8 protein-coding genes are annotated in these 11424 nt (G+C 58.0%); 3 read left to right on the forward strand and 5 right to left on the reverse strand.

Going from position 1 to position 11424, the window contains the following annotated elements; translation table 11 throughout:
* Nucleotides 1-4: 4 nt before the first annotated feature.
* Nucleotides 5-1690 (reverse strand): aspartate-alanine antiporter, encoded by a 1686-nt coding sequence (gene aspT / locus WA845_RS09205; protein WP_337322298.1) that lies wholly within the window; start codon nucleotides 1688-1690, stop codon nucleotides 5-7.
* Nucleotides 1691-2372: 682 nt separating this feature from the next.
* Between aspT and WA845_RS09210 the strand changes: the two genes are divergently transcribed.
* Nucleotides 2373-4247, forward strand: coding sequence for a methyl-accepting chemotaxis protein (locus WA845_RS09210; RefSeq protein ID WP_174151350.1), 1875 nt, complete (start codon nucleotides 2373-2375; stop codon nucleotides 4245-4247).
* A 148-nt stretch (nucleotides 4248-4395) separates the two neighbouring features.
* Here WA845_RS09210 and WA845_RS09215 read toward each other — a convergent pair whose 3' ends face one another.
* Both WA845_RS09215 and WA845_RS09220 read right to left on the reverse strand, forming a co-directional pair.
* Nucleotides 4396-5478, reverse strand: coding sequence for an aldo/keto reductase (locus WA845_RS09215; RefSeq protein WP_112556285.1), 1083 nt, complete (start codon nucleotides 5476-5478; stop codon nucleotides 4396-4398).
* Between the two features lie 30 nt (nucleotides 5479-5508).
* A complete protein-coding gene (locus WA845_RS09220; RefSeq protein WP_044459361.1) occupies nucleotides 5509-6501 on the reverse strand; it encodes an MBL fold metallo-hydrolase in 993 nt (330 codons plus the stop codon).
* 152 nt (nucleotides 6502-6653) lie between these two features.
* On the opposite strand from WA845_RS09220, the gene WA845_RS09225 reads away from it, so the two are divergent.
* Complete coding sequence (locus WA845_RS09225; RefSeq protein ID WP_112556284.1) at nucleotides 6654-7568, forward strand: LysR family transcriptional regulator; 915 nt, start codon at nucleotides 6654-6656, stop codon at nucleotides 7566-7568.
* A gap of 83 nt (nucleotides 7569-7651) precedes the next feature.
* Here the strand turns inward: WA845_RS09225 and WA845_RS09230 are convergent, their stop codons facing one another.
* Entirely contained in the window at nucleotides 7652-8308 is a 657-nt protein-coding gene (locus tag WA845_RS09230; protein ID WP_112556283.1) for an NTP transferase domain-containing protein, read from the reverse strand.
* 366 nt (nucleotides 8309-8674) lie between these two features.
* Nucleotides 8675-9418 (reverse strand): AraC family transcriptional regulator, encoded by a 744-nt coding sequence (locus WA845_RS09235; protein ID WP_112556282.1) that lies wholly within the window; start codon nucleotides 9416-9418, stop codon nucleotides 8675-8677.
* Between the two features lie 308 nt (nucleotides 9419-9726).
* On the opposite strand from WA845_RS09235, the gene leuA reads away from it, so the two are divergent.
* Nucleotides 9727-11397 carry a 2-isopropylmalate synthase gene (gene leuA / locus WA845_RS09240; RefSeq protein ID WP_112556281.1) on the forward strand — a complete coding sequence of 557 codons (1671 nt, stop codon included), beginning with the start codon at nucleotides 9727-9729 and terminating at the stop codon, nucleotides 11395-11397.
* The last annotated feature ends 27 nt before the right edge of the window (nucleotides 11398-11424 follow it).

An 11424-nucleotide genomic window follows, 5' to 3' on the forward strand; every position in this document is an offset into this window, starting at 1 on the left:
TCTGTTAAACGAGTGCCACCGCGAGTGGGCCCAGCAACGTCAGGAAAACGTTGGCAAGTGCATACGTTATGGCAAAAGGGGTCGTGGGAATGGAGTTTCCCGCTTTATCGAGGATTTCTCCGAAGGCGGGATTGGCGCTTCGAGATCCACTCAGAGCACCAGCGAAAACCGCGACGTTGTCGTACTTTAGAAGGTAGCGACCAACGAGCATTGTTATCAACAGCGGGAGCACCGTGACGACGACGCCTATTGCAAATATCGAAAGACCACTTTCGGCGACGGTGTGTACCGCTTGTTGACCTGACTGTAAGCCGACCACGGCCACGAACCCTGCCAAACCGAGATCTCTCAGGAGAGTTGATGCGGGTGTTGGCATGTTGCCAAGCGTCATATTGCGGCTGCGATACCAGCCAAATACGAGACCGGCGAGCAAAGCCCCGCCGCCCGCGCCAAGCGTCAGCGGGACTGAACCGATCCTCAACACGAGAAGACCAACCAGCAGGCCGATGGCCACACCAAACCCGTGGTATACGAAGTCTGTCTTGTCACTGGGAGTTATGACGCTGCCAACTCTGTTCGAGAGGCGCTGTAAATCCTCCTGTACTCCGTGCACGGTCACTATGTCGCCGGCACGTATAACAGTATCGTTGGTCAACTCCAGTTTCACACCGGCCCGAGTTACCTGGATCACGTAGATCCCGTGGCGCAGGTCTTTGCTTCGCTCCAATATCCGGGCAACGGTTTGGCCAGCGAAGTCCCTGTCTTTTACGACGATGTCGCGCGTTGTGACCACGAGTTCCAGGCCTTCCGCCGCGGCCACCTCCCTGCCGATCAGGTTTTCAAGACCGACGACGCCCGCACGACGTCCGACTATCAGCACAAGATCACCGTTCTGCAGACGAAGCTCGGGTTCAACGCCAACCAGAGCGCTGCCGCGTTTCACGCGTTCGATCGTGATGGGCCCTTTTGTCGACAGTGCTTCCAATTCGGCAATGCTTTTCCCAGCCGCACCCTCGACCCTGAATATCCGTCCGACCAGGTCCGGAAGGGCAGGTGCTTCACCGACGCCATATACTCGGGCGCCCTTGAGCATCTCTGCTTCCGCTTTCACGGCGTCATCCCGTATCCCCCGTTTCATGAACCAGGGAAGAATATTCACGCAGACGATGATCGCTCCAAAAGAACCAAATATGTAGGTGACCGCGTAACCGATCGCGACGTTCGCCTGGAGCCTCTGCGTCTCATCGGCGGCAAGGCCAAGTTTTTCAATAGCGGAGCTCGCCGTTCCGATAATGGCGGATTGTGTCAGTCCCCCGGCGGCAATCCCCGCGGCGATGCCCTTATCAAGGCCTGTCAATTTTGCGAGCACGACCACGGTGGCAAGACCGCTGATCGCAAGAACCGCAGCCAAGACGATCTCTCGTATAGATTGTTTTCCCAAGGAGCGGAAAAACTGTGGCCCGCTTTCAAAACCGACCGCGTATATGAAGAGCGCAAAGAGAACGGATTTGATCCCATTGTCGATTTGAACTCCCATCTGGCTTATCACGACCGCTACAAGAAGGGAGCCCGCGACGCCTCCGAGCTGAAACCTGCCGAACTGGACCTTTCCGATCCAATAGCCAAAAGCCAGGGATAAAAAGAGCGCGATTTCAGGGGATTGGCGGAAAATTTCGGCAACGAACGACATTCGACATCCTCTCAAGATGTGCAAATCAAGCGTACAAACCGGCCGGGCTAGAGCTACGCGCATGACGAGCAAATTGTCTAGGGAATGCCCTGCAAAAATCCCCTTCAGGAAGATCGTGGTTACCAAAATATGACGGCTAAGCGGTCTGTGCGACCAAATGCAGCGATCGAGGCACAGGAAAACGTATCAGTAAGTATTTTAGCAACCAAAAGTTCCATAGCCTGTTCGTTTCGCGAAGCGATTAAACAACATCATCGACTGATGGCGAGCGAAAAGTCTGACCTGAAATCGCGTAAGCCTCTTGGAGCGGCAGTCATTTTTTGAGATGCGGAACGAAGCAACCGGGACCTTTAAAAGTAAGCGGAGACGGGTCGGCACCCCGTCGGAACCACGCAACTGGCCCAGTGGCCAAAATCGCGGCTTTGAAAGCGCTCTTTTTGCACGATTGAAGCTTAAAGGCGGCCGGCTTTCACATTGCCGGTGGAATTTTGAGTGAAGGTTTGTATCACGCGCAGTCCATAGAATATTTGCGCCGACAGCTCTAATTAAAGATCGGACAGCGCGAATGTTATTGTTCCATCCGAGACATCAGATTTCTCGGAGACACCGTAGATAATTGTTGTGACAGATAATTAAGAATAACGGGGTATTATTTTCCAAGGCCGAACTTGGGAACAGTGTCATGGCATCCATTCAGCAGAAGATCATCTTTGCGGGCGTGGCAATATTTGCAATAGCCGGGGGCACCGCCGGGGTGGGGATATGGTCGGCATCGACGCTGACCCACAACTCTGAAAACGTAACCCGATCGGCTCAGATCCTTCGCAACCATATGCAGGCGGACATGATGCATGACGCCCTGCGCGCAGATGTGTTTGCGTCTCTCCTTGCTTCCAATCCAGCGGCCGGCGTCGCATTCGACAGCGTCAAGGCCGATCTTTCAGAACACGTTGAGTCATTTCTCAAAATGATTGCCGCCAACAAAGCGCTTGCAACGGATGCGGCCACCCAGACGGTACTGGCCGGGGTCGAGAAACCCTTGCTCGCCTACATTGATAGTGCGAACAAGATCGTCGGTACGGCAGAAAAGGATCCGATCGTCGCCCTGGCGGCATTGCCCGATTTTATGAAGCAGTTCTCAGCCTTGGAAACCGCCATGGAGGAGACGGGCGACCAGATAGAGCAAGTGTCGGAATCTATCTCCGCCGAAAGCGCCCAGACAGCCGCTGCCATGCAGGATGTGCTGCAAGCTCTTCTCGGTCTGGCAGGATTGTTTTCGATCTTGCTCTTTGTCCTGTTCCGCCGCACCGTGAGCAAACCCATCCTCGCGCTCTCTGCCGACATGACAAGGCTGGCTGAGGGTGAGACCAACATCACCTGCGCGGGTACCGGACGGAAAGACGAGATCGGGACGATGGCGGCGGCTGTCGAGGTCTTCCGCAAGGCGGCAATCGTCAACAGGCAGCTGGAGGAGGATGCGGAGCGTGCACGCGGGCAAGCCGAAGCTGACAGGCTCGAGGCGCAGCAGCAGGCTGAGGCCGATGCCGCAGAACGGCTGCAGGTGGCGGTATCCGGTCTTGCCAACGGTCTCAAAAGACTGTCCTCCGGTGACCTTTCCTTCCAGCTCGATGAGCCTTTCGCTCCGGATTTCGAAGCCCTCAGGCATGACTTCAACACGTCACTGAAGCAACTGGGTAGGACGCTGAGCGCGATTTCCGAGAGCATTACGGTCATCGACAACGGCACGCGGGAGATCGCATCCGGTGCCAACGACCTCTCGCGTCGAACGGAGCAGCAGGCTGCCTCGCTGGAGGAAACTGCTGCTGCCCTAGATGAGATCACCGCCAATGTGACCAATGCCAGCAGACGGACAGAGGAGGCACGCGGGGCGGCGACGGAGGCCGATCGGAGCGCTTCCCGCTCGGCTGCAGTGGTCAGCCAGGCTGAGGAAGCCATGCAGCGGATCGAGAATTCCGCGCAGCAGATTTCCAATATTATCGGCGTGATCGATGAGATCGCCTTCCAGACGAATCTCCTTGCGCTCAATGCCGGCGTGGAAGCTGCCCGGGCCGGCGACGCCGGCAAGGGTTTTGCGGTCGTTGCACAGGAGGTGCGCGAGCTGGCGCAACGTTCCGCGACGGCGGCAAAGGAGATCAAGACATTGATCAATACCTCCACCGCCGAGGTCGACGGCGGCGTGAAGCTTGTGCGCGAAACTGGTGTGGCACTCAAGGAAATAGGTGAGCGTATCTCCGGCATCAACCGGCATATGGAAGCCATCGCGACGGCGGCCCGGGAACAGTCGACCGGTCTTTCCGAAGTCAATGGGGCGGTCAATACGATGGACCAGACGACGCAGCAGAACGCGGCGATGGTCGAGCAGTCAACGGCGGCATCCGCTGCTCTCGTGACCGAGGCGAGAAAGCTGCGGGAGCTCGTCTCGCAGTTCCACCTGGAGGCGGCCGGCTCCGTTACTTCTGCGGCGCTTAGACAAACCGCCCGCACCATGGCAGAGCCAGCAGCTCGCGTTGTGCCCGTCGTAGCAGCCGTTAGGTGACTCTTTTACGGTCTTTTGGGGCATCCTGACTCAAGCGCAAGCGATATATCGGCAGGCTGGTCGAAACCATCCGGCCCGCCGAATGCCAAAAACTATCTCGAGAATACAGGGTGAGGCGAAATGCTCTAAGGCGAGCTGGCCGCGTATTTTACCGCAGGCGCTGCGCCGCATTGGCCTGCGCCTCGCGGATGAGGCCGGAATACATATTCTCCTTGCCCGGGTACCATGGCATCGCGCCGATGGAGCCGAACCCGGAAATTGTTTCCATATGCGCGACCATCCGGGCACGCATGCGCTCGTCCGGAAGCGGGCCTGTCATCGCCTGGACATTGTCACTCATATGGTCAGGGTTTGACGTACCGCAGAGCACGCTCGTAACGGCGGGGTGTGCCATGACCCATTTCAGAAAGAACTGCGCCCAGCTGGTCGCTCCAAACTCGGTTGCGAATCCGGGAAGCGGTTGCCCCTCGACGACCTTCATCAAACGTGCCTTTTCCAGCGGTAGATTAATGAGGACGCCAACGCCCTTGTCGGCGGCGGCTGGAAGGAGGCGTCGTTCCGCATCGCGATTGAAGATCGAGTAGTTCGTCTGAATGAAATCGACATCGTCGCGTTGAACAATCGCCAGCAGCTGGTCCTGTGCCGCCGACTCGTGATGGGTCACGCCGACATGCCGTATAAGACCTTCCTTCTTCCATGCCTTCATCAGCGGAATAACGACCGGCGCATTGGTGATGCTGTGGCATTGCATCAGGTTGATCGTGTCACGCCATGTCCGCATGCGTGACTGCCGAAAGCTTTCAACGGCATGGCTTTCGTCTCCGAGATATTCTCCTGTCGACCAGACCTTGTTGGCGAGGAACATCTCATCCGATCCCTCAAATTCGCCCATGAACTGACCGACGCTGACCTCCGCTGAGCCGTAGAGAGGCGATGTGTCGACCACGCGACCGCCTGCAGCGACGTATCGCTCAAAGACCTGTCGCAGGGCATCGCGGCGATCCCCGGGCTTTAGATCAAATGTCAGAAAGGTGCCGAGACCGAGGGCTGTGACCCGTTCCCCGGTGCGAGGCAAGGTCCGGGTCAGTACCTCCGGGTTCGAGGCAGATGCGGCCGGCGACACGTTCGTGCCTTGAGCCTGCGCGGTAGTGCTGCTGGCGAGTGCAAGTCCGGTTGCCGCCGCACCCACCGTGCCGAGAAAGCCGCGACGATTGATCTTTGACTGATCCATGGGAGATTTCCTGCTCGATTGTTGTTGACGTCAAAACTGCCAGTTGGCGGGGACCCAGGCATAGCCGCCATCGGTCTTCAGCATCCGGCCAAGACCGGGGAAAGGATAGTGAAAGCCAAGAACCGGCATACGCTCGGCGGCCGCCCTGTCAAATATGCGACGACGGGAGGAAAGGGCTGTTTCCTTATCGCGGTCGGGGCCTGGCACCCAAGGCCTGTCGACGTTGACGACAGGGTGATAGGCAAGGTCTGCCGTCAGCAGCAGCTGGTCATTTCCGGAATGAACTAGGAAGGTCGCCATGCCGGGTGTGTGGCCAGACGCGACGATCGTCGCCAGACCCGGCGCAATCTCGGTGCCGGCCTCATATAGTTCAACATCGTTCCTGAAGGGTTCGAGGCTATTCTTGATGTTTGCCGCAAATCGTGTCCGGAAATCCTCCGGGACAGGCATGTAGGATAGGTCCGGATCGGTGCGGACAAAGAAGTCCCAATCCGCCCTCGGGACAAAGACTGTGGCACGAGGGAAGGCCTTGCCACCGTCTGCAGTTCTTAAGTTGCCGACATGATCCGGGTGGGTATGCGAGATGACGATCACATCAATGTCAGCGGCATCGAGACCGATTGCCGCGAGGTTATCGAAGATGCGGCCACCGTTCGGACCCATGGTCTTGCCAGCGCCGGCTTCGATCAGAATCCGCCGGCCACCGGTTTCGATCAGCAGCGTGTTGAGATTGAGTGTCATGTGGTCGGTCGGCAGAAATGCCTGTCGCAGCACATCCTGAAGCTCGGCCTCCGGGGCATCACTGGCGTAAATGCGTGGCGGACCACCAATCACTCCATCGCTCAAGACGGTTGCGCTGATCTCTCCCACCCGAAAGCGATAATAACCGGCATTGCCGGCCGCCGCTGAAGCTGGCTGGGCGCGGGCGTTGCCCGGGCCGCCCAGGCTTGGGAGGATCATGCTTGACGCGCCTGCAACCGCGGACAGCATGATGGCACGTCTGTTCAGAGTGAAGGCGTTCATCTTTCTTTCCTCTTTCATTGAGCGCACTGCCTCGGCCCTCAATGGGGCAGAGGTGCACCAGAGCGCAGGCCTTAACTCAGGGAACCATGACATGGCGCCATTGATCTGATAACCTGCATTAACTTTATCAACTTGATTAGAAAAACTTAGCAATGGACCCTGTTCGGCTAGACAGCTTCGACGTGTTTGTCGCCATCGTGCGCTGCGGCGGCTTCCGAGCCGCGGCATTTGAACGGGGGGTTTCTTCATCGGCCTTGAGCCAAACGATGAATGCTCTGGAGGAAGCTCTGGGCATCCGGCTTCTTAATCGAACAACGAGGAGCGTGTCTCCGACCGAGGCAGGGCAGCGTCTTCTCGAGCGTCTTGCGCCTGCGTTGAGCGACATCAGGCTCGCCATCGCAGAGGTCGATGAATTACGCGATAGCCCGTCGGGGACCCTCAGGATCAACGCGCCTGCGCCTGCAGTCGATCACTTCCTCTGCCCACTGGTCTTCGATTTTATGGAGGTATACCGCGAGGTGAAGATCGAAATTATCAGCGACGCGGCCGTCATAGACATCGTGGAACAGGGTTTCGATGCCGGTGTCAGGTTCGGCAAGCAACTGGCGCAGGATATGATCGCTCTGCCGCTTGGTCCTGCACTTCGTTATGCAATCGTTGCTTCTCCTGATTACATCGAGAGGTGCGGGCAACCACAGACGCCGCACGAACTTGTCAGTCATGACTGTGTCAAACGCCGCTTTCCCGGCGGCACGCTGGTCACCTGGCGATTTGCTGAGGGCGACGAGGAAATTGAAGTCACCCCAACCGGCCGCCTGACGGTCAGTTCGGCGCACAATGAACTACAGGCAGCACTTGCGGGAAGAGGTATCGCCCATGTCTTTGATGACTACGCCAAGCCCTACCTTCAGGATGGTCGACTGGTGGAGTTACTCCCCGACTGGAGCCCGACCCTGCCGCACTGGTTCCTGTATTATCCCAGCCGCCGCCTTCCGAGCGCGGCGATGCGTGCGTTCCTCGACTATATGAAGAACTATAAATGGGAGAAGGCGAGATCTTCAATCTAGAGGGCTTTGTAAAGGTCCCTGACATTGCACTGCTGAACAACGAGCGACGGGTCTTGTTACGCTGACCGACGATGGCGCTGGGACTAACCTTTCAGCGTTCCGCCCGCGGCGTGTATCGCATCGGGCGTGTCTACGTCGAGCAACGCACCTTCTCCGATCTCCACATAAATGATGGGTAGGCCGGATGTTTCTATGATCCGACGAGCCCCAACATCGCCTTCGAGGTGGGTGACGGCCTCAAACAGCGATTTAGGAAGTATTACGGGATTCCCCGGCTTCCCGTTTCCCGTCGCACGTACAACCGCTTCACCATCGGTCGTTCGAAAAGCCGCAATAAGCCGATCGAGATCGCCGCTTGCCATGCCCGGCATGTCGGCAAGCTGGACCAGAACTGCATCCGCTCCCCGAGCATGGCAGTATGAGACCCCCGCCGCAATCGACGTCGCCATGCCGCGGCCGTATAGCGGGTTTTCGAGACACTCGACTCCCAGGCCATCAAGCGCAGCTTCGATTTCAAGCCGGCGGTGCCCCGTTACCACGACCACACCGTCGGCAGTCGAACCGAGCGCGACCTGCGCAGAACGTCGTACGAGAGCAACGCCGTCAAATTCCGCAAGCAACTTGGATGTACCTGTCTCTCCCATGCGACTGGAACGCCCTGCGGCAAGCAGGATAACGAAAACACGGGCCCCGACAGGGCGTTCTTTGGGCGGCGGCTCATTGTCGTCTCTGTTAGACACAGTTTTCCTCCCATGGTTTGCGGGCTTTCCATGAGCCTCTGTGACGAGGCGCTGCTGGAACCTGCAATATCCTATGGACGTGATCAATGGCTGGATTCCGCGGGGAGCGGAAGTCGTGCATCTCGTCGCTCAGCAACCGTTCGGTCTGTCGGTTTAACCTCGCGGGTTTGGCGGCCCCGTTACGGCGTTCAAGTTGTTGACCGGCGGTGGCGATGCGGATTGTACAGGGGTGGACGGATCAGCGCGACAAGCCGAATTCAGCCTCATGCGGGATTGACTGCAACTGAATTGCGGAGGCTTGATTGTCTGGCATGCAAACGCGCAGTCGATGCGCTAAACGAGGTGATGACCAGAATCCGGGCTGGCTTAAAAATAAGTGCTGGGCGGGCACCCGAGTGATCGGCGAAACACGGCAGAAAAGGCGCTTGGGCTATTGTAGCCACACTCAAGGGCGACATCGAGGACGCTTCTGCCTTCTGCCAGCATCGTCAAGGCATCGAGCATCCGGGCCTGTTGGCGCCATTGCCCGAAACTCATGCCGGTTTCACGCCTGAATGTCCGCATAAAGGTGGCTCTGCTCATGTGAAGCCTGGTCGCTGCATCTTCGATGGAGAGATTTTCCGCCGAATTGGTACGGAACTGCTCGCACATTTGCGCCAAGCCGGAATGCTTCGGTATCGGCAGGTTGAGCGGCTGCGCTGGCTGAAAGGAAAGTTCCATCAGAAGCAGCCTGACGACGGCGTCCGCTTGCTCCCGACTTTGTGGCTTCTCAGCAAGCTCGGCAAGTTTCAGAATCAATTCCCGCAAAAGAGGGGTGATCGTCACCACAAGGCATTCGTCGGGAAGCCCCCCTATTTCGCTTGTGTCAATCAGAAGTGACCTGAACTGCACGCCTGCATGGCTCGACGTTTCGTGCGCCAGCTTGGGCGGTAGCCAGACCGCCCGGCTTGGCGGAACGACCCAGGTGCCCCGATCCGTCCTGATCGATACAACCCCGCTGACGGCATATAGAAGCTGAGCCTCTTCGTGACTGTGCCTCGGCCCCGAAAAGCGGTTTTCGTCGTGGGTGATGACGGCGATCTCGTTGGTAATGTTTATGCCGCTTTTCAAAACTGATCCTTTTGCGACGATCGATGATCACCCGGCGTTAGAATATCAGCTTCGCGCTAACTACGGTAGGCCATCTAACAGCAGAGAGTTTTCGCCAGGTGACCGACCGCAACCGCCTCATTGACTGCATCGAAGAGCCATATCCTGCGGTGCTCGGCGTGGCCGTTGGACACGCGGCCCCAGCGCTTGCCAGTTTGATGGTTTGCGTTGTGCTGCGACTTACCGGCGATCGCCGGGCCTGACGGCTTCCCGGCGATCGTAATGGCCGTGTCGAATCCTTCACAAAACGCATCGCAACGGATCGCGCCATGTTGACCAATCCTGAAATCAAATACCGCCCTTTCGTCTCTCCCATCGAGCTGCAAGACCGCAGGTGGCCGTCCAACCGGCTCACGAAAGCGCCTCGCTGGTTGTCCACCGACCTGCGCGACGGCAATCAAGCGCTTGCCGATCCGATGGATGTGGAACGCAAGCTACGCTTTTACGACATGCTGCTCGCCGTAGGCTTCAAGGAAATTGAGATCGCCTTTCCATCGGCGTCACAGACCGAATTCGACTTTGTCCGTGCGCTGATCGAAGAAGATCGGATTCCCGACGACGTAACGATTCAGGTGCTTACCCAATCCCGTAAAGATCTTATTGTCCGCACCTTCGAAGCGCTCGAGGGCACGCGCCGGGCGATCGTTCACCTCTATAACGCAACGGCTCCGCTGTTCCGCCGCGTGGTCTTCGGGATGGAGCGGCATCAGATCATCGATCTGGCCGTCACCGGCGTCACGGCGATGCTGGAGGAAAGCCTGAAGCGACCCGACACCCACTGGACCTTTCAGTATTCGCCCGAAACCTTCTGCTTCACCGAGCCTGATTTTGCGCTTGAGATTTGTGAACGGGTGTTGGACGTTTGGCAACCGACCTCCGAACGTCCAGCGATCCTCAACCTGCCGGCAACGGTCGAAGTCGCGACACCCAACGTTTATGCAGACCAGATCGAGTGGTTCGGCCGCAACATCTCGCGCCGTGATGCGGTGGTTATCAGCGTGCATCCCCACAATGATAGGGGAACGGCCGTGGCGGCGGCCGAGCAGGCGTTACTTGCCGGGGCCGACCGTGTTGAGGGATGCCTGTTCGGGAATGGCGAGCGGACCGGCAATGTGGACCTGGTGACGCTGGCAATGAATTTCTACACCCAAGGGATCGATCCGAAACTGTATTTTCCCGCGATCCGCGATGTCGTGAATACCGTCGAGCATTGCAACGGACTGCCGGTGCACCCGCGCCATCCCTATGCCGGCGAACTGGTGCACACGGCCTTCTCGGGTTCGCACCAGGACGCGATCCGGAAAGGGTTCACGGCCCACAGAAAACGCAATGACGGTATCTGGGAAATGCCGTATCTGCCAGTTGATCCGGCGGACATAGGCGAGACATACGAGGCAGTCATCCGCGTCAACAGCCAGTCCGGCAAAGGAGGTATTGCCTGGGTGATTGAACAGGACAAGGGTTTGAAACTGCCGCGCTCCCTTCAGATCGATCTCAGCCGCCGTGTGCAGGAGTTCGCTGAGAGCACCGGCAGGGAAATCACGGCCGCTATGATCTGGTCGATCTTCGAAGATGCTTACCATCTAACCGGGCCGCAGACGTTTGAACTGGTTGATTATCAGGATGAAAGCCGTCGGAGCGCCGGGAAGGAACGCGTTTTTGTCGGGCGCATCCGTCACAGAGGTCGTGTGATCGCGATCACAGGTCGTGGGAATGGCCTGATCTCCAGTGCGGTCTCGGCGCTGGAGGAGGGCTGTGGGGTGACGTTGGAAGTCCTCGACTATCACGAACATTCTCTGAAACGCGGCGCGAATTCCCAAGCGGTCGCCTACCTGGAATGCCGCACTCGTGATGGCGTCACGGTTTTCGGGATCGGCATCGACGATGACATCGCCACGGCTTCGGTCAAGGCCGTCCTCAGCGCAGCCAACAACGGCTAACCTCTCGCTATGACTGCCGCGTGATCC

This window comes from Agrobacterium sp. CMT1 (genome assembly GCF_037203725.1).
GTDB lineage: Bacteria > Pseudomonadota > Alphaproteobacteria > Rhizobiales > Rhizobiaceae > Agrobacterium > Agrobacterium pusense.

Coding starts and splice junctions, on each gene's coding strand:
- aspT (WP_337322298.1), bottom strand. CDS start 1,690: ATGTCGTTCGTTGCCGAAATTTTCCGCCAATCCCCTGAAATCGCGCTC.
- WA845_RS09210 (WP_174151350.1), top strand. CDS start 2,373: ATGGCATCCATTCAGCAGAAGATCATCTTTGCGGGCGTGGCAATATTT.
- WA845_RS09215 (WP_112556285.1), bottom strand. CDS start 5,478: ATGGATCAGTCAAAGATCAATCGTCGCGGCTTTCTCGGCACGGTGGGT.
- WA845_RS09220 (WP_044459361.1), bottom strand. CDS start 6,501: ATGAACGCCTTCACTCTGAACAGACGTGCCATCATGCTGTCCGCGGTT.
- WA845_RS09225 (WP_112556284.1), top strand. CDS start 6,654: ATGGACCCTGTTCGGCTAGACAGCTTCGACGTGTTTGTCGCCATCGTG.
- leuA (WP_112556281.1), top strand. CDS start 9,727: ATGTTGACCAATCCTGAAATCAAATACCGCCCTTTCGTCTCTCCCATC.